The organism is Nonlabens sp. (assembly GCF_965660805.1).
In the GTDB taxonomy this organism is placed as follows: Bacteria; Bacteroidota; Bacteroidia; order Flavobacteriales; family Flavobacteriaceae; genus Nonlabens.
In genome coordinates, this window is sequence record NZ_CBFIBE010000015.1 from 18,757 (window position 1) to 41,386 (window position 22,630).

The following is a 22,630-nucleotide window of genomic DNA, read 5'->3' on the forward strand; positions in this document are numbered from 1 at the left end:
TCCATATAATTTAAACTAGATTAAATCACCAAATGATATTAGTGCTGCTGAATGAGTTTGTTTTTATAGTCTTCTTTTGGCAAAAGTGAAATCAACAAACATCAACTCAACAGATTAGAAAAATGGGCTTTTAACCTTTTTGTAATAATACTTTAGCCTGGTTGAATTCAAAGGCTGCGTCTAACCAAGGAGTCATGTCTTTCCATTGTTCACTTTTAAGATAATTGCTCTTATAAGTTTTAGTGGTTTTTACTCTTAGAATATTTTCTTCCATAACGGCCGTAGTAATAAAATTACCGGTGGTATTATCTATAGATGTGTTTAAAGCGTCTACTCCTTTAACAGTATAGCCTTCAGGGATTTCTAGATTGATTTCATAAATAAAAGTTTTTGCAAAACCTAAATAAACGTCTACAGAACGTTCTCTTTCTTTTTTCTCAAGCTCTACTTGACTACCTATAAACTTACCTAGTTCTATGATTAAATTACTACCGGCTTTTTTAATGTAACCGTCTTTAAGAGTCATGTTTTCTGTCACAACTAGTGGGCTATTATTACCATAACGCCCTGTTTGAACCACTTGTGTGGTATAATCTTTTACTGTTGCTGCACTCCATTCACGATCAGTAGATTTTTCTCTACGTTCCCTGAATTCTTCTAGCTTTTTGCTCTCGAGCGCATTGAATTGTTCAGTGTAACGTTTTATCTCTTTTTTACTACCACATTCATAAAAGTGTTCTTGATCTTTATAAATACTGTAATCCTCTTTTATAAAGTCGCTCCAGTGAATCCATGAAAACATATACTCACTTTCAAAATGACCTGATGCAGACAGGTCTCTTTTCATATTAAAACCTTTCTTATCATCGCTAAGACTTAAATCTATAGTTTCCTTATAAACATTATCTGCGGCTGTAGATGTAGATAGAATAGTGCGTTTTACTGATGATATTTTCTTTTTCTTAATAACAGAACCTATATACGCTTCAGCTCCTTCTAAAATTGCAGGGAAACGTTCTAAGGTCATATTTTCATTAAAGTCAAAGAAATATAAAGGCTCTTCTGTATTAAATCTAATCCCTACACGAGCATTAGATTTAATTAATAAATCATCTAATTTACCATCATACCTCGGTTGTGCTAGAACGATATCATAATCTATATTAAAGGCCTCACTGATAGCTCTGAGGTCATTAATAACCTGCGCATCTTTTTCATAGATACCATAGTACAAACTAGAACATTTATTGCGTGTATTTCCTGCAACTATTTGTGCTTGATAAGCAAAAATGGGTTCAAAGAATCTGGTGTATCTATTAAACCTTATATATTCTAAACCTGCTTTAAGTTTTGCAGACTTAGTTTTAAATTTTCCATTTTTGATATGAGAAATGACTTCTTTTGCACTACCACTATAGGTCTTATTGAATTTACGATCAAAGTAATCGAGTACATCTTTTTGAGTAGCGGTAGCTTTGCGCTCACCATCTTCACCTTTAAAGATTTCGGCAGCGTTTTCATTTATTTTTTTACGAGCAAATGCGACCTGTAGTTTAACAGATGGTTCTTCAACCAGTGGATAATACCACCTGCTGGTTTCTAGTTTCTCCACATTTTGTGCCTCTACTACATACATTTTTGTAGCCCTTCGTTCCGTTTCCTCTTCTTTTACTGGTGGAGCACCATTATAGGTGTTCATGTTTAAGAAAAAGTCATTTTCTACTTCTACAGCGATGCGGTAATCTAATATAGGGTAGTTATCTTTAATAGTTGTTTCTACTGCAGGATAAATATCAAGACCATCATAGTCTCTTTCTTTACGATCTGTCTGTATAAATAAATCGATAATATCTCCTATTTCTAAGTTAGGTATAGCAATTTTACGTATATCATCTTCTATAACTTCCTCTTTTTCAATATCTACAAGGGTGATTGCCCCATCGGGTTTAATGATGCGTATTCCTATAGTGGTTTCTTTGCGAGAGGTTGTGGTCCACCCAAAAGAAATTTTAGAATCTTTACTTAAAGATATTTCAGAAAAACCTTCTAATGATGCTTGATCCTGGATCTTAATCATCTGGTGTTTATTAGATTTAAAGTACACTACCTTACCGTTATTTATGTACTGAATGTAACGGTGGTCTTTAAGTATGACAGCACTTTCCTCATTCCATTTTTTTGGAATGGATATAGCAGCAATGTCATTTCCTGGTTTATTCCAAAACTTTTCTTGTAATTCTTTTTCAAGTTTGCTTTGTCCCTGTGCGAGTATGGTAAGACAAAGGGCAATAGTAGTTAATAATGATGATCTCATAAATGGTCTTTATTGTAATTTATTGTGGACTGGTATTATCCTTTTTTCAAAACGATTTGCTCGTCATAAAAGTTTTTAATTTTTTCTATGGCTGCGTTCCAAAGGGCAAATTCACTTTTTTTAATCAACCTGCTTTTGATTTTAATTTGTGAGCTGTAATCTATTTTAGATCCCTTAAAGCTATAATGAGCATCTACTTTTAGTAGCTTATTATCTATTGAAATACCTTTAGGTAAGGATTCAATGGAATAACCAGCTGGTAGGTCTAGGGTAATGTTCTTATATTCAACTCTAGTATTTCTCATTTTATAAGAGTTCTTGCGATCTTCTTCCATAGTCCAGTTTGCTAGGTAGCGTACAGGATCTAGTTCTAAATATAGACTATTATCAAAACTACTTACCGCATTTGATACCTTAATATCATAATTGAGCTTAAGAGCAGCATCTCTATCTGTAGGGTCAAAATTACTCACGTTTTGCACCACTGCATTATCATTCCCATCAGTAAGAACTTTTAACATGGTTTCCTCTCGTTTATTTTGTTCCATACCTGTAAAACCATATAAAAAACTACTGGCTTGTTCTCCAGTAAGTTCTTTATTCATTTTACCTATGAGATCATTGCCATCTATTTTAAAAGTAGCTCGATACACTTCTTTATTGAACTCTGGGTTTGCTTGTGGTACTCTTTCAAGAATATAAGAATCTCCATTTTCTATGAGTGCTTGTTTCCCTTGAATACGAGTAGCAAAAGTTCCAAAAGAATTGAATTTTTCAGTACCATCTATAAAAATGGGTTTACCGTCTATCATAACAGCAGTAATCATGTGGTTATCTACACTTAACGATGGAGTAGAGTAGTCATAAGAAATATGATCTGTACCTATCCATACGAGTCTCGCATCATAACCAGCCTCCACAAGCATGGTTTTTAAAAGAATAGCCATTCCTTTGCAGTCTCCATACTTCTTGTTAAATACATTTTGAGGACTATCTGGTTGGAAACCAGCAATTCCATCTTCAAATGCTATGTATTTTATACGGTCTTGAACCCAGTAATAAATGGCTTTAATTTTCTCATCATCAGTATTTAAACCAGTAATGAGTTCTTTTACTTTAATAGCAATATCCTGAGTATCTATATTCACTCCTTTTACAAGTGTAGCGTACCAGTTATATAAATCTTGAGTCTCTTTAAATAAGGTCACTTCACTTCCTTTATTATTTTTAAAAGACTTAGGAAGATATAACACATGCGGATAGATGTAAGAGTTACCAGGCATGCGGTATTCCCTTTTCATAGGTTCTAAATTTGTGATCTTAAATGTTACAACTTCATCACTACCTACTTTTTTAGATGAGCGCTTAATATCATTTGTATTAAAATGATATTCCTTTAGATCTATTTCTAACCATTCTGGAATAGTAATGGTCATTTTACCTTTCATAACTCGATAAGGTTCTACAAAGTAGTCTGTAGTAAAATATTTTACATCTTTATATTCCTTTATCTCAGTAACCTTACGTTTATATCCTTGTAAAGGGAAAGTAAGCGGTGCATATTTTATGCGATAATCATTATGGAAAATAGATTCTGTAGAATAAGCTTCATCCTGAACATACCAGTCCATTTTCTTGTTGCGCTTATCTCTTAGTTCCAGTTTTTCTACACTAGATTCATTATCATAGCCAGTGCTGTATCCTATATCTGCTCGAGAAGCTATGGACATAAAAGTTGTCGTTATTTCTTCACGCACTTCTACTTTCTGTGTCTTATTATTGCGTGAAAAGTTAATTTCTACAGATTTATCTGCGATAACTACATCTTCTTCTTCATATTTTTCTTTTAATGATTGTGCTATTGCAACTTCTTGAGAGGTAGGTTTATCTTTCTGAGCATTTACGTTTAAGATGAAAATTAGGAATAATAATAAGCTTGTTACTGGTGTAGATATTTTCATATAATTAATGTGTGAAATAGTAAAAATAGGTTAAGGCGGTTACTTCTGGTCTTATATGTTTAATGGAATTGTGGTGCTGTTGTTAAAACGCTTTCGCGAAAGCGTATAATTTACATCTAAAACGCTACTTAAAAAGCTATTAGTCTAAATGATAGATCTCCATGATATCTTCAAGAATCTTAGCAAAGTCAATTTTTAAATCAATTAACTCACCAGTGGCGAGATCAAAAACCCAACCATGAACTGTGATGCCGCGACGTTTAAAAGCGATTTGAACATCACTGGTTTTAAGCACATTAATACATTGCTCTTCAACATTAAGTTCAATAAGCCTGCGGTATCTTTTATCTTCATCACTGATAGCGTTGAGTTCATTTTTATGCATTCTGTACACATCGCGTATATTCCTAAGATATGGGTTTAATATCCCTAAATCTTGTGACTGCATAGCTGCTTTTACACCACCGCAGCCATAATGACCACAAACGATAATATGTTCTACCTTAAGGTGTTCTACTGCATAATTAATCACACCCATGGCGGTAAGGTCTAGATTTGATGCCATATTTGCAATATTTCTATGCACAAACACTTCACCAGGACCTAATCCCATTATTTCTTCGGCAGTAGCGCGGCTATCTGAGCAACCTATATAAAGAATATCAGGATCCTGACCTGAAGCCAGTTTCTCAAAATACTTGTTATCTACAGCGAGTCTAGACTTAATCCACTCTTTATTATTATCAAAAATTTTATTGATATTCTTCATGGTTGATTCCTTATGGAGCATGAAAAATAAAGAATTAGGTTGACTTTAGAGCTTATTAAAGGTTAGAATAGTTTCTTTTTCACTTACTTTTCACTGAAAATTATTTCCTTAGCTATGGCTATGCAAAGAATTTTTAACTTCAACTAAGCAAAAAATCGAGTAATAATTTATTAATTTCATGTTTATGAGTAACGTATAACCCGTGAGGAGCACCTTTTACAATCTCTAGTTTTGAGTTTGATACTATTTTATGACCTTGTTTTGAACTAGGTTCCATGGGAACGATCTGATCTGCGTCTCCATGTATAAATAGAGTAGGTACATCTATCTTTTTAAGCGCATTTCTTAAATCAGTGCGTCCAAAGGCGTTTATACAATCCAGAGTTCCTTTAGGACTTGCATCTATAGCGATCTGGAAATTATAGTTGAGTTGAGCTTGTGAAATACGATCTTTAAGTTCCTCATAATTTACAAATCCAGGTCCAAAACTTGCCAAAAATCCAGCGCGATTATTCTTAATTCCTTCTTCCATTCCTTTAAAAACATCATCAGGTGCGCCGTGTGGATTATCGTCTGTTTTAAGTAGGTAAGGAGCGATAGAGCTCATAAAGATTAACTTATCCACTTTACTGGTGCCATATGTGTCTACATATTGAGCTAACTCGCCACCACCCATGGAAAAACCTACTAAAACCACATTTTCTAACTCGAGTTGTTCTATAAGGTCTTTTAAGTCGGCTGCCATGGAGTCATAGTCATATCCATTCCATGGTCTAGATGATTTACCGAAACCTCTACGGTCATAAGTTATAACTCGATAACCATTTTCTACGAGAACTGGTACTTGATATTCCCACATAGCTCCACTGAGCGGCCATCCATGTATAAGAATAACGGGTTGTCCTTTTCCTTGATCTTCAAAATATATACTCACATCAGCATCGTGCTGTATTGTTGTTTTTTCTAAATAAGGCATAATTTATAAAGGTTAAAAAGATTTAATAGCTGTTAACTAGATTTATATATAGTGTCCCTAAATCGAGTACGTTCTCTTTCTGAAATAATGAAACACAAACCCTAATAACCCAACAGCGATTAGAGGTAGTAGTACATTAATGAGCTGCCATTTAGTACGTTCATCATAACTTCTTTTTGCGTCTAAGAAAGGAATAGTGATGTTTTTACTGCGCAGTTGTATCAAACCAGTGTCATCCAGCAGGTAGTTCACGGTGTTCATTAGAAACTCTTTATTTCCATAAAGAGCACCAGTACGCATGTCATAACCTAGTTCCTGTGCTTTACCTGCATAAACTTGGTTTTTCATCACATCACCATCGGCTATGAGAACTATAGCGCTATGAGTTCCTTCATCGATGTGGTTGGGTAATTTAAAAGGTTTAATTCTGTTTTTAAAAGCACTAGTAAAGTTCCCTTCGGCGAGGACAGCTAGTGGTTGCTCACCAGCTTTAGTAGCTAGAGGATCTATAGGTTGATCCAGTTCTGATAAGGAAACACTTGCCGGTAAAATCTTAATTTGTGAATCTGGCGATGTGCTCAGCAATATGGTTTTATGGATTCCATTTTTAAGCGTGTCTATGGTTCCTGTATATTCAAATTTTACTTCTTCTAGATTCTTAGTGATCGGGTGATCACTCTCTGATTTTGAAATAGGAAAGTAAGGCCAGTCAAAGGCTTGGTATTGCGTGTTACGACCTTGACCTGTCGCCAGAGCAAGCCCACCAGCACGTTCATCTTTAACGATACCATTATTGAGACGTAAACCATATCTAAACAGGAGTTGATCCATGTTAAGCTCACGTGCGAGCGCATAACCTTTGCGCTCTTCATTAGACAAGCTATCAGTTTCCATTGTTATAGGGTCTACTGCTAGTAACATTTTACCGCCATTCATTAAGTACTGATCTAGTATATAGTTTTTTGCGTCGCTGAAGGCAACTGTAGGTTTAGGTTCTATTATAAGGTCAAAACTGTTAATGCGGTCCAGCACATTTTGCTTAGGTAAGCTGTCATTATTTATAATAAATTCAAATCCAAAAGGAGCTACTTTATAATATTGCTGCAAGGTTTTTCTAAAGTCCTGAATTTTTAAGTCAGGCAATTCACCACTATCCTCAAAAATGGCAATGGTCTTCGTCTTTTCATTAATAACTTTGCTCATTCCGTCGGCAAACTGGTATTCTAGTTGCTGGATAGATGAGTTTACACGTTCTTCCATGGTGGCTCGTGCTACTGTTTTCAGTAATGGAATAGCCGTAGTTTTTCCTTGATAGACCATTATAGCCCATGGAAAAACTACTACTTGAGTACTTTTTCCTCCTTGATTAATAGTCGCCATTGCTGGTTTAATACCAAATTTTCCCAGCTGCTCCGTTATTAATGCTACGTTTTCAGGATTTTCATCTTCGGTAGGATTAACAAAGTTAAATTTCACATTTTCATTAATCGCTGCATACTCTTCTAGCAGCTGCTTGGTCTCTGATCGCAATTTGCGGAATTCTGACGGTAGTTCACCTTCTAAAAAAACATCTATAAGCATAGTGCTCTCGATACGTTCTGCTAGGTTTGTAGCTACTGGAGAAATAGTATAACGCTGGTCTTGAGTAAGGTCATAGCGGTCGTGCCATATACTAGCTCCATAGTTGATAAGAATGAGCGCAGCAATTAGAACGATAAGTGGTGTTATAAACTTTTTCATCTTTACTGCTTCTGGGTGATTAATTTTAGGCTCATTTCGCTTAAAGCGAAAAACAATACCGCAACACTTAAAAAGTAAATCACATCTCTAGTATCTATAACGCCTCTGGCCATGCTTTCATAGTGGTATTTTAAACCTAAAAAAGAGAGTCCATCATTATCGATAACAGTAGAAAAACCTTCAAAACCAAAGTACATGATAAAACATAAAATCGCCGCAAGTAAAAAGGCAATGATCTGGTTAGAAGTGACTGATGAGCAAAAAATACCAATCGCTACGTAACAAAGTACTAACAGTAAAACACCCAGATAACTGCCCATAGTACTGCCCAGATCTAGATTATTAGTAATTTCTCCTAGCTGTCCTATAGTAAAGACATAAAGTAATGTAGGTATTAATGTGATGATAATAAGTGTGATACTTGCCAGGTATTTTCCAGCCACTATGCTTCTAAAGGATATAGGCCTAGTAAAAATCATCTCGAGTGTTCCCAGATTGCGCTCCATAGTAAAACTGCGCATGGTTACGGCCGGAATAAGAAAAATAAATAACCAGGGAACAAGTAAAAAGAATGGTGACAGGTCTGCAAATCCATAGTTGAGGATATTGAACTCACCATCAAATACAAACAGAAATAAACTGGTAACCATTAAAAATATACTAATGACTAAGTATCCTGTAATACTTGAGAAATAACTACGTAACTCTTTTAAATAAATGGCTCTCATAAAAGGCTATGTACTTTATGGAATGAATTTGCGGCTGGTTTTTGATCAAAAAGCACTTTGGTTGCTGGCCATACCTTACTGAATAACTCAGAATTGCGGTATTTATTAAGAGCTTCTTCATTTTCCCAGTAGCTGTAGGTGTAAAAGCTGCAAGAATCATCTTTATCTTGGTATAGTTCGAGTAAACTACAGCCTTCCTGTGCGCGTATAGATTCTTTGTGAGAGGCAAAAAGCGCCTCAAATTGAGCGACAGCATCGGGTTTAAAATGCATTTTTACGATACGTACAATCATGCGTCGTTAAATTTTATACTGATAGGTGTATGGTTTTTGAGTCCAAAAAGACTACTTGCACTGCCTATGGTTAATGGGTTAGATTTATATGTAGCAATCTCTATGTAACCAGCGCTATTAAAAATAACAATAGCCTTGCCGTCTATATCCCTGCGTGACTCTTCTTTAGTAAAATCTATAAAATCAGAGTAATGGTCATAAATTTTAGTATGTTTTTCACTACGAGCCGTTAAGGTGAAATCACGACCTTTACCGGTAGATTTAAACAACTCACGTGTAATATTAGTCACTGCATTTCCATAATTGTCTATATAAATAACCTGACCATTTATAGTATTACTACCTGCCGCAGGTTGCATACCTGATATGTTTTTTAAACCTTCAATAGGTTTCCCTATAACTTCTAGTGTGCCACCACGAGCTATGTGACAAGCGGTTTGTACAAAGGCATCCATCACTGTAAAGTTAGAAGTGATGCGATCATGTATATTAATTTGAACGATCTTATCTGCATTAAATTTTGCAGTTAATAAACACATGATTCCATTATCTGCACAGACGAAGTAATGGCCGTCCATGTAAATGGCTACATGTCTATTTTCTGGAGTGTGTTCAGCATCTACACCTATGATATGAATTGTTCCTTTAGGATAGGTGTAATAAGCGTTTTTAATAATATAAGCCGCCTCAGCAATATGAAATGGAGTGACTAGATGTGAGATATCAACGATACTTATTTCTGGTAGCTCACTGTAAATAGCTCCTTTTACCGCTCCTACATAAGGGTCTTTTAAACCAAAATCTGTCGTGAGTGTAATAATGGGCATAAAGTAAGTAAGCAGTTGTTAATTAAATGAGCATTAATTTTTTTAAAACCTTCGTTTTTAGGAAATCAATTCTTTAAATTGTTGCAGGTTTAGAGCTCACATTGCTCTTGAGCAAATTTAAAAAAAATATATACGTAATCATTCATTTAATCTTAGGCATTTGAACGAACTTATCATCGACCTTTCAGAGTCTAATCCTAGAGAGTTTTTTGGGGTTAGAAATAAAAATTTAGCATTCTTAAAACAGCATTTTCCTAAACTTAAAATTGTAGCTCGTGGTAGTACGATGAAGGTTTTTGGGGATGAAGAGCAACTACAGGAGTTTGATAAACGCGTCCAGATGATGCTGGAGCATTACGGTAAGTATAATACAATGGATGAGAATATTATGGAACGGGTATTAACTAGCGATTCACGTGAAGACTATGATAATGCCAAAGGTAGTGGCGATACACTAGTACATGGCGTGAGCGGTAAAATCATTAAGGCCAAAACTCCTAACCAGCGCAAACTCGTAGATCTTTGTAAAAAGAACGATATGGTATTTGCCATAGGTCCTGCAGGAACTGGTAAAACTTATATGGGTGTGGCTATGGCCGTAAAAGCACTTAAAGAAAAACAAGTACGCCGTATAATTATGACTAGACCAGCCGTAGAAGCTGGCGAGAACCTTGGATTTCTCCCAGGTGATCTCAAGGAAAAACTAGATCCCTACATGCAACCTATTTATGATGCACTGCGCGATATGATTCCAGGAGAAAAACTCTCCAGTTATATTGAAAAAGGAATCATACAAATTGCACCGCTCGCATTTATGCGCGGTAGAACACTGGATGGCGCATTTGTCATCCTTGATGAGGCTCAAAATACCACGCACGCACAAATGAAAATGTTCTTAACCCGTATGGGAAAAGATGCTAAGTTTTTCATTACTGGTGATCCAGGACAGATCGACCTGCCACGACGTGTCATTTCAGGACTTAAAGAGGCCTTATTAATTCTCAAGGATGTAGATGGAGTAGGAATGATGTATCTAGATGACAAGGATGTGGTGCGTCACAGACTGGTTAAAAAAGTGATTGCTGCTTACAAGGATATTGAAAATAGGAATTAGTATTCAATTTCTTAGTTTGTAACATACATTCATACCAATAAGAACAATTAAAGAACCTACTATTTTCTTTTAATCGTAGAATCCTCTGTTAAAAATGCTCTTATAACTATCATTGTTACCTTATTTTTTGCTTTGCACTCTAAACTATAAATAAGTAATTTTTAGAACATTGAATTATTATTTTTAGTGTTGCAAAGAGTTGTTTTTTATGATATGTATCCTTAGTTGTACTTATGGTTTTTCAATTGTTTAGGACTTCCTTGGTAGAGTTAATGGAGAACAACCTTTCGCAAAAGCGAAAACAAAAAAAAGCCCTGAAACAATTCAGAGCTTATACAATTAATGAGTTAGGAGCTTACATTTTATCAATATCACCGCTTCCAGTAATTTTTTTATCGGCATTACGTGTGTTTCCTTTATAGCGTATGTCGCCACTACCGGTTACACGAGCTTTAAAATCGCCGCCGTTAATATATACAGCTAAGTCACCACTGCCGGTAACTGAGGCTTCTACATTATTTGCTTTTAGACCTGTGGCTTTTAAATCACCGCTACCTGTAACACTAGCGTTTAGATTTTCGGCTCTACCGGTGAGAATCATTTTACCACTTCCTGTAACTGATGCTTTTAAGTTCTCGGACTCTATATTTAAACTCATATCTCCTGAACCGCTCACTTTTAAACTAAAATTGCGGGCTTTAAGATTCATGTCGCTCATAATTTCACCACTTCCTGAAACGCTAGCATAGTCTATTTTTTCTACAGGAACAGTAACCTTAATCGCTCTTTTAGGATTGATATTGGTATTGTTTTTAGTGCCTATAATGAGTTTACTACCACTTACTTCAATTCTTAAGTGTTCCATGATATTGGATTCTGCTTCTACCTTAATGGTTCCTTCTGTTCCAGAAATGAGTGTTACATCCATAGAGCCAGCAACAGTGACTTCATCATAATCTCCTGTATTAAATGTTTGTGAAATGACCTCGCCATTTCCCTTAATAGATTTGTTACCGAACCACTGTGCACTAGAAATTTGTGCGGTGCATGCTATAATGCATAATAAAAGGATCTTTTTCATAATTATTGTTTTTAAGTTTAAGTTTAAGTTTAAAGCGGTTCTCGACTTTCGCTCAAACTGACAAGTTTTATTGAAATTCAAAAATCTATTTTTGTTAATCGTTATTCACTAATCGGTGTTCGATATTCAAACTGTTTGCAACCTACCTTTGCGGCAGGCAGGCTCCGCTCGAACTGATATTCAAATTCAAGTTCATTTTCCTTTGATGATTATTCCATCGCCTTTAATTTCACACCACCATATGAAGTGCGTATGTTTATGGTATTCCCACTATTTTGTGATCCATTATATCCTGCTTTTAATTTATCAGTATAATCGCTGTCTGATCTTGTAATGGTTGCGGTATCACTTAATGAGATTCCAGCAAATTCTGTGTCTATTTCAAAATCAAAGTTTGCGTCATTTTCATAATATACCTTGACACCCGTAAAATCACTGCGTATAGTCACTTCCTTAAATCCAGCTTTTAAACGTGATACATTTATGGAACCATAATCGGTATTAAGATTTAAAGACTTAATAATAGTGCCTATTTTAAAGCTTACATAATCGCCACGACCGGTAAAATCTACCGCTTCACCTATGGTTATACTACCGTAGTCTGTATTGATATTTAGATCGATTACTTTTTTGAACTCACTATGAGTGTAGTCTGCTTTAAGTTCTATTTTCTCAGCCTCATCTACTGTAATGCTGCTGTAGTCTGCATTTATAGTAGCACTTTTTACGTAGTCTATTGTAGATTTATTAGTATAATCCATTTTTATATAATTATCTTCATGGAGTAGCTCACCGATGTCCATTCTACCATAATCGCAGTTGAGCCTGGCATGACCGCTTAATTTATCCAGAGATAGCGTTCCATAATCATTACGAGCATCTAGATCGTTTGTTATGGGCATTTTAACTACATAATTAATTTCAACACTCACCTTATTATTACTGCCAAACCAACTGCTCCAGCTCCAGTTTTTACGGCTAGAATCTACTTGCGTTCTAGCACTCACACGACTGGCGCTCGATTCAAAGATCACGTCCACTTCTTTAAGCTTATCATCTACATCTTCCTCATCATCTCCAGTAACTTCTACCTGAACCTCTATGGCTACCTTAGGTTGATTCCAGGTAGTGATGGTCATACTACCATATTTATTATCCAGTAGGATTAAGGCATCTTTTTCTACGGTATATGATTTGTTGATGCTTTTTTTCTTAGTGTGCTTGCCTTTTACCGGACCAGCTAGCACTGCGAGCGGCAGGAATAAGGTGAGTAAAAATGTTTTATAATATAGTAGCATCGTTGTGGAGTTTTAATTGTTTTAGGGATTCTATGTGATCAAGTGCCGCTTCTAGCAATTCTATTCTGTTTTGAAAATTTTGAATCATCGCGGCTATGACTTTGCGGCTATTACCGCTGTTATTTAAATCTATTTTCAGTTTTTGGTAATCATTTTCCAGCTCTTTGAGCTGTTGCTTAGTGTCGGCTATTAAGCGTTCTGTTTCTGGGCTGTTTTCTTCTTCTAGTTTTTTTAATTCTTCAGTAATGGTATTAGAGAAAAAGTCTTGCGCATTTGCCATTTCTGGAGAGACACTGGCTAGATCATGAGTAGTCGTTTCATTCCAGTTAAAACCAGCAACACCTAGTAAGATGGCAAGTCCAGCAACAAGTGACCATTTGAGCCATGGGGTTTTTCTAGCATGGACATGATCTTCAGTAAATCCATCTCGATATAAAGGCACAACTTTTTTATCTTCTTGAGCCTTTTGTAAACGTTCTAAAAACCGATCTCTATGACCGCTCGGTAACTCTGTGGTATTAAAGTCCTGTTCTTTAAACCAGTCTTCCATTGATTTAGGCATGAGCTTTAATTTTAGTTCTTAAACTTTCTTTGGCACGTGAGATTGTGGTGCGACACATCGCATTTGAAATCTTCATAATCTCACATATTTCTTCATTATCCATTCCTTCTATCAAGTGCAGCGTTAGTATCTGCCTGTAATTATCTTTTAATTTGTTCATGATATGGAGTACTTTCTTTGCGGTCATTCCTGCGTTCTCCATATCTATTTGTTCCTCATCTGCTTGCGATTCTATGTGGTAAGCCACCTCTTCATAAGCAACTGTTTCCATTTTATTCTTCTTGCGCAATAGCGACAGACTGTTATTAATTACAATACGTTTTAACCAACTGCCAAAAGTCGCTTCACGACTCCACTGGCTCATCTTATGAAAGGCCGTAATCATACTTTCCTGCATCACATCTTCGGCTTCGGCAGGATCTTTTACTATGCGCAGTGCTACGTGGTACATCCCACGTGAGTAGTTATCATAAACTTGCAGTTGCGCTCGTGGATCACCTTGCTCGCACAGGTTGTATAGCTTTATTTCGGTTTCGGTTAGTGTCACTTGGTTAGTGTTACATGTTAAAGATGCATCTTTTTTAAACTTGTTACAGTGAACTGGCACTGAATTTGAAAACCTATAAGAGTTAAGGTATTTGGTTAAAAGTATAAGTGCCTGCTAGTAATAAGGTTTTTTAAAATTAGAATGTTGATTTATAGCGTTTTAATTGTAGTTATCTCGCTTTCGCGAAAGCGTAATTACCACAACCTATTGCTCAAAAATAAGTGTAAATTAATTGAAGAGCTGCCGTGTTTTGTGACATAGTGGCGAGAAGAAAGCATATGTTCAATCCAAAGAAAATTAAATTAGACAATTTGTCACTCGGTGATTTAGATCATGAGGCAGAGTTGATCCCATTATTAAGTACTGAAGATGAGGAAGAGATGAATAACGAGTCTGTTCCAGAGGTTTTGCCCATATTGCCATTGCGCAACATGGTGCTATTTCCTGGAGTTGTAATCCCTATTACGGCTGGAAGAGACCGCTCCATCAAGTTACTTGAAGAGGCTAATAAGTCCCATAAAGTGATAGGTATAGTTGCTCAAAAAGATGAATCTATAGAAGAACCTGGAGCAGATGATTTACACAAAGTAGGTGTGGTAGCTCGCATTTTAAGAGTTCTTAAGATGCCTGACGGTAACACTACGGTCATTATACAAGGTAAGAAACGTTTCCAGATGGGAGAAATTCTAACAGAACAACCTTATATAACGGCTCGTGCAGTAGATATTCCTGAGGCGAGACCACTTCCTGATCATACTGAGTTCAACGCGATCATCGATAGCATTAAAGAATTATCTCTAGAAATTATTAAGGAGAGTCCTAATATTCCTAGTGAAGCTAGTTTTGCGATTAAAAACATTGAGTCTAACTCATTCTTAGTAAACTTTGTAAGTTCAAATATGAACTTGCAGGTTAGTGAGAAACAGCAATTACTGGAAATAAACGACCTTAAAGATCGTGCGCTGGAAACATTGCGCTACATGAACATCGAGCAACAAAAGCTGTCGCTTAAAAATGACATACAGTCTAAGGTTCATTCAGACATTAACAAGCAGCAACGTGAGTATTTCTTGCACCAGCAAATGAAAACCATCCAAGAAGAATTAGGTGGTGGCGTGTCATCTCATCAAGAGCTGGATGAAATGCGCACTCGTGCTAAGGAAAAGAAATGGGATGATAAGGTAAAGGAGCACTTTGAAAAGGAACTTGCTAAAATGCAGAGAATGAATCCGCAGGTGGCAGAGTATTCTATACAGCGCAATTATCTAGATCTCTTTCTAGACTTACCGTGGAATGAGTTTTCTAAAGATAACTTTGACTTAAAGCGTGCTATGAAAATTCTAGATCGTGATCACTACGGTCTTGATGATGTTAAAAAGCGTATTATAGAATATCTGGCGGTTTTAAAACTGCGTAATGATATGAAATCTCCTATCTTATGTCTTTATGGACCACCAGGAGTAGGGAAGACCTCTCTAGGAAAATCCATGGCCGAAGCGCTAGGACGTGAATATGTGCGTATCTCTTTAGGTGGTTTACGTGATGAGGCAGAGATCCGTGGTCACCGTAAAACTTACATAGGTGCCATGCCAGGACGAATTATCCAAAGCATTAAAAAGGCCAAAACCTCTAACCCAGTTTTTGTGCTGGATGAGATAGACAAGTTAAGCTCTTCTCATAATGGAGATCCGTCCAGTGCGATGCTAGAAGTACTAGATCCAGAGCAGAATAATGCTTTTTATGATAATTTCTTGGAAATGGGCTTTGACCTGAGTAAAGTCATGTTTGTGGCGACTTGTAACTCGTTAAATACCATTCAGCCAGCTTTACGTGATCGCATGGAGATCATTAATGTGACCGGTTATACCATAGAAGAAAAAGTAGAAATAGGAAAACAACACTTGTTACCTAAACAGCTTAAAGAACATGGTCTTACTAAAGATCATCTAAAACTAGCCAAACCGCAAATCGAAAAAATCGTAGAAGGTTATACTCGTGAAAGTGGTGTGCGTTCCCTAGATAAGCAAATCGCTAAAATGGTACGTTATGCTGCAAAAAGTATAGCCATGGAAGATGATTATGATTTAAAAGTGACTAATGATACTGTAATAGAAGTACTAGGTTCTCCTCGCATGGAGCGTGATAAGTATGAGAATAATGAAGTTGCTGGTGTGGTTACAGGACTGGCATGGACTCGTGTAGGTGGTGATATATTATTTATAGAATCTATATTATCTAAAGGTAAAGGAAACTTAACCATAACAGGTAATCTAGGAAAGGTCATGAAAGAAAGTGCTACCATAGCCATGGAGTACATCAAGGCAAATGCTGACACACTAGGAATTCCTACAGAGGTGTTTGATAAATACAATGTTCACATTCACGTACCAGAAGGCGCTACTCCTAAGGATGGACCTAGTGCTGGTATTACCATGTTAACGTCGCTAGTTTCTTTATTTACACAACGTAAAGTAAAGAAAAGCATAGCTATGACAGGAGAAATTACATTGCGCGGCAAGGTACTTCCTGTAGGCGGAATTAAAGAAAAAATTCTTGCTGCAAAACGTGCTAAGATTAAAGAAATCTTACTCTGTGAGCAAAATAAACGTGACATAGACGAGATTAAACCTGAATACTTAAAAGGATTAACCTTCCATTATGTTACTGACATGAGTGATGTCCTAGAACTAGCGCTTACTAAGCAGAAAGTTAAAAATGCTAAGAAATTAGTTTAGTAATAGTGTAATGGTTATTAGTTATCATTGTTTTAGATAACGGTTAAGAGATGGATTAAAAAAGCTCTTTTCCTTATCAAGGAATGGTGGGCAAAGTTTGCGGTAGCTAGCTATGGTCGGTAAGGTTGTAAACGGCTATTTGTTTTAATCTCATCAGCTTGCGCTGGTCAACCTCTCCTGATTCCACTTCGACAAGCGAAGTTAAATCTGTCCTCTCCTTTCTAAGGAGAGGAACTTTTATAAGGTAGATTTTTAAAAAAAAAGCTCCTTTCTATATCAAGGAATGGTGGGCAAATTTTGCGGTAGCCAGCTATGGTCGGCAAGGTTGAAACGTTTTAATTTTAAAATACTTCCTAATAAATTAAGTTATAACAATTTGGTATTAAAGACTTAGAGTGTTCTTTATTCCATCGATTAGGTGATGATTTCTATTCAATTAATCCTAAATTCCTTAGTGAATAACTAGTACCACGCTTAAAAATAAATTAAACTTGCAGTCGTTAGTAAAGCAGTGAATAGATCTCAATCTTATATATCGTTTATAGTGGTCATGCTTGTGGCAGCAATTTTCGCGCAAGCGCAAATAGGAGGAAGAACTACGTACCAATTTCTGAACCTGCCAGCAGGAACCAAGCAAGCTGCTCTAGGTGGTCGTGTGCTCACTGGAGTGGATTATGACCCTACTTCGGCTATATTTAATCCAGCGACTATTAACCCAAAAATGGATAATCAACTTCAGGTAAATTATGCTAACTATTTAGGTGATGTAAATTACGGTACGGCTGCTTATGCATATACATGGGATCGTCATGTGCAGACTTTTCACGTAGGTGTTACTTATTTGGATTATGGAACCTTTAACGGTTATAATGAACAAGGAATTTCTACGGGCGAGTTTGGTGGTAATGAAGTCGCCGTATCTGCTGGTTATGCTTATAATATCCCTTTTTCTGATATTTATCTAGGTGCAAATCTAAAAGTGATTTCTTCTAAACTGGAGCAATATACCTCGCTAGGTGGTGCCATAGATTTTGGAGCCTTATATTATAATGAAGATAAGGATATAAGAGTAGCCCTGGTAGTGCGCAATATAGGAACTCAATTTACACCTTATAATGAGGTGTATGAAAAGTTACCGCTAGAGATAGCCTTAGGGTTTTCTAATAATATGAGAAACCTACCGCTGCGACTGCACGTCACATTAGAAAACTTACAACAATGGAATATTGCTTTTTCTAATGACGCAAATGCTCAAACAGACCTAGACGGTAATACTATAGAAGATCAACCAGGATTTTTTAATAATGCGTTACGTCATACTGTTTTTGGGGTAGAGATTTTTCCAGAAGAAGCCTTTCAGGTACGTTTAGGATATAATTTTAGAAGAGCACAAGAGTTGAGTATTCAAGATACCAGAGCTTTTTCAGGTGTGAGTGCAGGGTTTTCTCTTAAAATTAATAAAATGCGATTTAGTTACACGCATGCTAGATATACGCTGGCGTCGCATACGAGCCTTTTTGGCGTGAATATAAATTTACAATAATGAGTCATAAAATTACTATAGCCATAGACGGACATTCTAGTACCGGTAAAAGTACAGCCGCAAAACAGCTCGCACAAAGGCTCAAGTATATTTATGTAGATACTGGTGCTATGTATCGAGCAATTTCTTTTTACGCTTTAAGCGAAAAGATATACCGTGACAATTATTTACACACACAAGAATTAGTCGATTCTTTAGAGAACATTCAAGTAAGTTTTCAACGCAATGAAGCAACAGAACGTGCTGATGTTTACCTTAACGGGAAAAATATCGAGAACGAAATACGCACCCTAGAAGTAAGTAGTATCGTAAGCCTGGTAGCCGAAATTTCAGAAGTACGAGCTAAGTTAGTAGCTCAGCAACAAGAAATGGGAAAAGAAAAAGGCGTAGTAATGGATGGTCGCGATATAGGAACCGTAGTATTTCCAGATGCTGAACTAAAAGTATTTATGACCGCAGCGTCAGAAGTAAGAGCACAACGTCGCTATGATGAGTTGCTGGAACGTGGTGATGAGGTTGTTTATGAAGAAGTCCTTAAAAATGTGCTAGAACGGGACCACATAGATTCTACCAGAGAAGACAGTCCACTCATTCAAGCTGATGATGCAAAACTACTCGACACCAGCGAGATGACTAGAGAAGAACAGTTTGAACAACTCGTTACTTGGGCAGTTGAGGCGATGAATTGTTAGAGAACGTCATTACGAGCTTAGCGTTGGAATTTGATATTTATAACTACTATGCAAATCACTTCATATTATAAATATGCATTTTTCCCGAATCTAAATGGAGTAAGCTTAATGTACCGTTTCGTCCATCGCTCAATATTTCATAAGAAAGAGTGTCTTGTTCCTTTTCATCAACTAGATATAAAAAATTACCAGTACTTAAATCAGTATTGGCGTGAACATGTTTGTTAGTGATATGGTAATCATACCAATTATGCTCGTTTATGTCATTAGAATTATAAAAAATCGCTACTCGATTAGTTGTAGTTACCAACCCAGCGTTTCCATCATCTTCTAGAAACCAAGTGCCTCTTGCCAAAGTTGACGCTGTTTCATTAGACTGCTTACTTTGATCATTCGCATATTTTTCATCCACTTTATTTAGGTATTTAATAAAAAAAATAAGCCCTATTACAAAAACGAGACATCCTGTAATGATAATAATATTATTAGTGGCTAGAAGGGATTTCGGGATATCCTCATCGTTGGTTTTTCTCATGTTATTTTTTTATTAAAGCTTCATAAATTGCTATCCATTCTTTCATACTCATCTTGGTACATAATTCTGCAATTAGTTCTAAAGGTATATCATCCACCTTTTTAAAACGGATGCAGCTTTTTCCCATGTCAAGTTTGTACTTGGAATGTTTAGGATATTCTGCCTTGAACCATTCCATTAGTTCAGGACTCGCATAAATACCAGAATGATACAGCGCTATAAAATTCTTTTGAGAAGCGATATTGATAAAAGGTAATGGCGTCCATTCTTTGCCTACATGATAACCTGGTTCATATTGAGACTTAGGAACAAAATACCCCAACATGCCATAGAGCATTCCTTCTTCAAAACCGTTTGGTAGATTTTTAAGAATCACGTTGTGTAAATCTTCTACGGGTTTTTTACGATCTTCTGATAATTGATCGATGTATTCTTGTGGAGTAGTGGCTTTTGAAGTCATGATGAGGTTATAAACTCAATATTACAAAGATTTTATTCAAAAGAAAAACCTCGCAGATAATGAAAAGTGCTTTTGGCTTTTAAGCCTTTTCATGGTTCCTATCTGCGAGGTGTTAGATTAATAGTCGTCCATACAATACGATAATTACAATGAACGATATATAAATGTAAATAAAAAATGTTAAAAGCGTTAAATTGCTGATTATTAATAGACAATAGTGACTTTATTGCAAGATTAATTAATAGCACTAGAAGTGTTTACACTTTTTACTAACCTTATAAATTCTGCACGATAACCATTAGGGACATGGTTCAATCCTTTTTTTGCCAGTTTGATAATATCTTTTATCGTAGTGTTACCATCATAAGCAGATCTTCTTAATTGCATTCCGAATAAGGCAACCGCTGTGGCAAAATTCATATCGGCACTTGCTTTTGTGGTGTTGTTTTTTTGTACATGAATCATTTCAACACTCTTCTTGCCGTCTGGTTTTTTATATCTGAATTTTACGGTAAATAATTCGTCACCATATTCATTTACAATTTCATTATTTTGATATTTCAGTTCTGGTTGAACACTAGTTTTCTTATTATCTACAGGAGTTATTTCATAAAGTGCTGTTACCGTATGACCGCTGCCTAGTTCTCCAGCATCTATTTTATCGTTAACAAAATCTTCATCATTCAGTACTCTATTTTCATAGCCTATGAGTCTATAAGAAGCAACGAGTGCTGGATTGAACTCGATTTGAATTTTTACATCTTTTGCAATCGTGTAAAGTGTTCCACCAAATTCTTTTCCGAAAATCTTTTGAGCTTCTTGCATGGTGTCTATATAGGAGTGGTTCCCATTTCCTTTATCGGCTAGTGTTTCGAGCTGTTCATCTTTATAATTCCCATATCCAAAACCTAGAACCGATAGGAAAACACCACTTTTTCTTTTTTCTACTATCATGGTTTCTAAATCTGAATTGTTAGAAGCACCTACATTAAAATCGCCATCGGTAGCGAGAATAACTCTGTTGTTTCCATCTTTTACAAAGTGTTCCTCGGCAAGTTGATAAGCTAACTGGATTCCTGCGCCACCAGCCGTAGAGCCACCAGACTGTAGGTTATTTAATGCTTTAAGGATCGTTTCTTTATGAGCTCCAGAAGTAGGAGGCAAGACTACACCAGCCGCACCAGCATACACCACTATGGAAACGTGATCTTGTTCTCTCATTTGATTCACCAGTAAACCAAAAGCTTTTTTGAGCAGTGGTAATTTATTTGCGGCACTCATGGAGCCCGAAACATCAAGTAAAAACGTCAAATTAGATGGTGGTAGTTCTTCTTGCTTATAAGTTTTACCTTGCAAACCTATGCGTACCACACGATTTCCCTCGTTCCAAGATGCTTTTGAAACCTCAGTATTGATTGAAAATGGATGTTCATCTTCAGGCTGCGGATATTGATAGTCAAAGTAATTCACCATTTCTTCAATCTTTACCGCATTAGGTGGTACGTGCTGACCACCATTGATCAAACGTCTCACGTTGCTATAACTGGCTTTATCTACATCTATAGAAAAAGTAGAAAGTGGTGCTAGTTGAGTACTTTTAAACTTATTTTCTTCGATTTTTGCATATTGTTCGTTCAAGAAAGTCACGTAGTCTTTGGGTTCGACGGTTGAAATGTATTTTTCGTAATCTGGAACATTTGTTTTGAGTTCTTCTGGGATCCTGTAATCGATTCCGTTTTTTGTATTCCCGCTGGTATTGATGATAATAACACCATTAGAACCACGGTTTCCATAAATAGCAGTGGCTCCAGCGTCTTTTAAAACAGTAACATTCTTTACATCATGAGGATTAATGTTTCTAAAATCACTTTCCTCTAAAGGGATTCCATCCAGTATAATGACTGGTTTAGTATGTGCATTTATGGAAGAAATGCCTCTTAAGTGTGCGGTAGTACTCGCGCCAGGTTGTCCATTTGCCACTTGAATGTTTAATCCAGTAGCTTGTCCTTGTAGTGTTTGAACAAGATTTGAATTAGGTCTTTTTTGAATGCTCGATGTCTTTACTGTACTTATAGCTGTACTGGTTTGTTTTTTGTATTTAGTTTTATATCCTGCAGCAACTACTGTTTTAAGTGATTCCTGCAATGTAATGTTGATTACCGATTGCTGTCTTACTTCAGTTTGAACAGCAGTATAACCTGCAAAGGAAAAGACAAGAATATCTTTTTGGTCAGCCAAAATGGAGTAATTCCCGTCAAAATCTGACGAGGTCGTATTTGAAGTACCTTTTATAGTAATAGTTGCGCCCAAAATAGGATCGCCGGCGCTATCGGTTACTTTTCCAGTAATTTTCTTGGCGTGAGAAACAAGTGCAAACAGCAGTAGAATCCCTAAGAGTAGTACTTTTTTCATGATATTAGTTTTAATGTTCAAGTAAAACTAGCTCTGATTAAGG

Annotated in this window: 19 protein-coding genes; 4 read left to right on the plus strand and 15 right to left on the minus strand. The window is 36.3% G+C overall.

Going from position 1 to position 22,630, the window contains the following annotated elements:
- Nucleotides 1-130 precede the first annotated feature (130 nt).
- The 8 genes from ACTF48_RS05550 to ACTF48_RS05585 form a co-directional block, all read right to left on the minus strand.
- Complete coding sequence (locus tag ACTF48_RS05550) at nucleotides 131-2,314, minus strand: DUF3857 domain-containing protein (RefSeq protein WP_438962154.1); 2,184 nt, start codon at nucleotides 2,312-2,314, stop codon at nucleotides 131-133.
- A gap of 35 nt (nucleotides 2,315-2,349) precedes the next feature.
- Nucleotides 2,350-4,275 (minus strand): transglutaminase-like domain-containing protein, encoded by a 1,926-nt coding sequence (locus tag ACTF48_RS05555; protein WP_438962155.1) that lies wholly within the window; start codon nucleotides 4,273-4,275, stop codon nucleotides 2,350-2,352.
- A gap of 139 nt (nucleotides 4,276-4,414) precedes the next feature.
- Nucleotides 4,415-5,044, minus strand: coding sequence for a carbonic anhydrase (locus ACTF48_RS05560; RefSeq protein WP_438962156.1), 630 nt, complete (start codon nucleotides 5,042-5,044; stop codon nucleotides 4,415-4,417).
- Between the two features lie 139 nt (nucleotides 5,045-5,183).
- Nucleotides 5,184-6,020: an alpha/beta fold hydrolase gene (locus tag ACTF48_RS05565; protein WP_438962157.1), complete on the minus strand. Its 837-nt coding sequence runs from the start codon at nucleotides 6,018-6,020 to the stop codon at nucleotides 5,184-5,186.
- 57 nt (nucleotides 6,021-6,077) lie between these two features.
- Complete coding sequence (gene gldG / locus ACTF48_RS05570) at nucleotides 6,078-7,760, minus strand: gliding motility-associated ABC transporter substrate-binding protein GldG (RefSeq protein ID WP_438962158.1); 1,683 nt, start codon at nucleotides 7,758-7,760, stop codon at nucleotides 6,078-6,080.
- A gap of 2 nt (nucleotides 7,761-7,762) precedes the next feature.
- Entirely contained in the window at nucleotides 7,763-8,488 is a 726-nt protein-coding gene (gene gldF / locus ACTF48_RS05575) for a gliding motility-associated ABC transporter permease subunit GldF (RefSeq protein WP_438962159.1), read from the minus strand.
- A complete protein-coding gene (locus ACTF48_RS05580) occupies nucleotides 8,485-8,781 on the minus strand; it encodes a putative quinol monooxygenase (protein WP_438962160.1) in 297 nt (98 codons plus the stop codon). Before ACTF48_RS05580 ends, gldF begins: the two co-directional genes overlap by 4 nt.
- A complete protein-coding gene (locus ACTF48_RS05585) occupies nucleotides 8,778-9,608 on the minus strand; it encodes an SAM hydrolase/SAM-dependent halogenase family protein (RefSeq protein WP_438962161.1) in 831 nt (276 codons plus the stop codon). Before ACTF48_RS05585 ends, ACTF48_RS05580 begins: the two co-directional genes overlap by 4 nt.
- A gap of 160 nt (nucleotides 9,609-9,768) precedes the next feature.
- On the opposite strand from ACTF48_RS05585, the gene ACTF48_RS05590 reads away from it, so the two are divergent.
- Complete coding sequence (locus tag ACTF48_RS05590) at nucleotides 9,769-10,722, plus strand: PhoH family protein (protein ID WP_438962162.1); 954 nt, start codon at nucleotides 9,769-9,771, stop codon at nucleotides 10,720-10,722.
- A 355-nt stretch (nucleotides 10,723-11,077) separates the two neighbouring features.
- Here ACTF48_RS05590 and ACTF48_RS05595 read toward each other — a convergent pair whose 3' ends face one another.
- The 4 genes from ACTF48_RS05595 to ACTF48_RS05610 form a co-directional block, all read right to left on the minus strand.
- Nucleotides 11,078-11,803: a head GIN domain-containing protein gene (locus ACTF48_RS05595; protein ID WP_438962163.1), complete on the minus strand. Its 726-nt coding sequence runs from the start codon at nucleotides 11,801-11,803 to the stop codon at nucleotides 11,078-11,080.
- Nucleotides 11,804-12,012: 209 nt separating this feature from the next.
- Nucleotides 12,013-13,101, minus strand: coding sequence for a hypothetical protein (locus ACTF48_RS05600; protein ID WP_438962164.1), 1,089 nt, complete (start codon nucleotides 13,099-13,101; stop codon nucleotides 12,013-12,015).
- Nucleotides 13,085-13,663 carry a hypothetical protein gene (locus ACTF48_RS05605; protein ID WP_438962165.1) on the minus strand — a complete coding sequence of 193 codons (579 nt, stop codon included), beginning with the start codon at nucleotides 13,661-13,663 and terminating at the stop codon, nucleotides 13,085-13,087. The genes ACTF48_RS05600 and ACTF48_RS05605 overlap by 17 nt, the downstream gene beginning before the upstream one ends.
- Nucleotides 13,656-14,210, minus strand: a complete 555-nt coding sequence (locus ACTF48_RS05610; RefSeq protein ID WP_438962166.1) for an RNA polymerase sigma factor — start codon at nucleotides 14,208-14,210, stop codon at nucleotides 13,656-13,658. The genes ACTF48_RS05605 and ACTF48_RS05610 overlap by 8 nt, the downstream gene beginning before the upstream one ends.
- Nucleotides 14,211-14,488: 278 nt before the next feature.
- Here ACTF48_RS05610 and lon point away from each other — a divergent pair, with 278 nt between their 5' ends.
- The 3 genes from lon (at nucleotide 14,489) to cmk (ending at nucleotide 19,180) form a co-directional block, all read left to right on the plus strand.
- Complete coding sequence (gene lon, locus ACTF48_RS05615) at nucleotides 14,489-16,945, plus strand: endopeptidase La (RefSeq protein WP_438962167.1); 2,457 nt, start codon at nucleotides 14,489-14,491, stop codon at nucleotides 16,943-16,945.
- Between the two features lie 511 nt (nucleotides 16,946-17,456).
- Nucleotides 17,457-18,488, plus strand: coding sequence for a type IX secretion system protein PorQ (gene porQ / locus ACTF48_RS05620; RefSeq protein WP_438962168.1), 1,032 nt, complete (start codon nucleotides 17,457-17,459; stop codon nucleotides 18,486-18,488).
- Nucleotides 18,488-19,180 carry a (d)CMP kinase gene (gene cmk, locus ACTF48_RS05625; RefSeq protein ID WP_438962169.1) on the plus strand — a complete coding sequence of 231 codons (693 nt, stop codon included), beginning with the start codon at nucleotides 18,488-18,490 and terminating at the stop codon, nucleotides 19,178-19,180. Before porQ ends, cmk begins: the two co-directional genes overlap by 1 nt.
- A 55-nt stretch (nucleotides 19,181-19,235) precedes the next feature.
- Here cmk and ACTF48_RS05630 read toward each other — a convergent pair whose 3' ends face one another.
- The 3 genes from ACTF48_RS05630 to ACTF48_RS05640 form a co-directional block, all read right to left on the minus strand.
- On the minus strand, nucleotides 19,236-19,715 hold the full coding sequence (locus tag ACTF48_RS05630; protein WP_438962170.1) for a hypothetical protein: 480 nt from the start codon (nucleotides 19,713-19,715) through the stop codon (nucleotides 19,236-19,238).
- Nucleotide 19,716: 1 nt separating this feature from the next.
- Nucleotides 19,717-20,175 (minus strand): DUF1801 domain-containing protein, encoded by a 459-nt coding sequence (locus ACTF48_RS05635; RefSeq protein WP_438962171.1) that lies wholly within the window; start codon nucleotides 20,173-20,175, stop codon nucleotides 19,717-19,719.
- Between the two features lie 234 nt (nucleotides 20,176-20,409).
- Nucleotides 20,410-22,587 (minus strand): YfbK domain-containing protein, encoded by a 2,178-nt coding sequence (locus ACTF48_RS05640; RefSeq protein ID WP_438962172.1) that lies wholly within the window; start codon nucleotides 22,585-22,587, stop codon nucleotides 20,410-20,412.
- Between the last annotated feature and the right edge of the window lie 43 nt (nucleotides 22,588-22,630).

Bases quoted from the DNA above. Each gene is read 5' to 3' on its own strand.
- ACTF48_RS05560 (WP_438962156.1), bottom strand. From the start codon at position 5,044: ATGAAGAATATCAATAAAATTTTTGATAATAATAAAGAGTGGATTAAG.
- cmk (WP_438962169.1), top strand. From the start codon at position 18,488: ATGAGTCATAAAATTACTATAGCCATAGACGGACATTCTAGTACCGGT.
- ACTF48_RS05555 (WP_438962155.1), bottom strand. From the start codon at position 4,275: ATGAAAATATCTACACCAGTAACAAGCTTATTATTATTCCTAATTTTC.
- ACTF48_RS05585 (WP_438962161.1), bottom strand. From the start codon at position 9,608: ATGCCCATTATTACACTCACGACAGATTTTGGTTTAAAAGACCCTTAT.
- ACTF48_RS05580 (WP_438962160.1), bottom strand. From the start codon at position 8,781: ATGATTGTACGTATCGTAAAAATGCATTTTAAACCCGATGCTGTCGCT.
- lon (WP_438962167.1), top strand. From the start codon at position 14,489: ATGTTCAATCCAAAGAAAATTAAATTAGACAATTTGTCACTCGGTGAT.
- gldG (WP_438962158.1), bottom strand. From the start codon at position 7,760: ATGAAAAAGTTTATAACACCACTTATCGTTCTAATTGCTGCGCTCATT.
- ACTF48_RS05635 (WP_438962171.1), bottom strand. From the start codon at position 20,175: ATGACTTCAAAAGCCACTACTCCACAAGAATACATCGATCAATTATCA.
- ACTF48_RS05630 (WP_438962170.1), bottom strand. From the start codon at position 19,715: ATGAGAAAAACCAACGATGAGGATATCCCGAAATCCCTTCTAGCCACT.
- ACTF48_RS05565 (WP_438962157.1), bottom strand. From the start codon at position 6,020: ATGCCTTATTTAGAAAAAACAACAATACAGCACGATGCTGATGTGAGT.
- ACTF48_RS05595 (WP_438962163.1), bottom strand. From the start codon at position 11,803: ATGAAAAAGATCCTTTTATTATGCATTATAGCATGCACCGCACAAATT.
- gldF (WP_438962159.1), bottom strand. From the start codon at position 8,488: ATGAGAGCCATTTATTTAAAAGAGTTACGTAGTTATTTCTCAAGTATT.
- ACTF48_RS05605 (WP_438962165.1), bottom strand. From the start codon at position 13,663: ATGCCTAAATCAATGGAAGACTGGTTTAAAGAACAGGACTTTAATACC.
- ACTF48_RS05550 (WP_438962154.1), bottom strand. From the start codon at position 2,314: ATGAGATCATCATTATTAACTACTATTGCCCTTTGTCTTACCATACTC.
- ACTF48_RS05640 (WP_438962172.1), bottom strand. From the start codon at position 22,587: ATGAAAAAAGTACTACTCTTAGGGATTCTACTGCTGTTTGCACTTGTT.
- ACTF48_RS05600 (WP_438962164.1), bottom strand. From the start codon at position 13,101: ATGCTACTATATTATAAAACATTTTTACTCACCTTATTCCTGCCGCTC.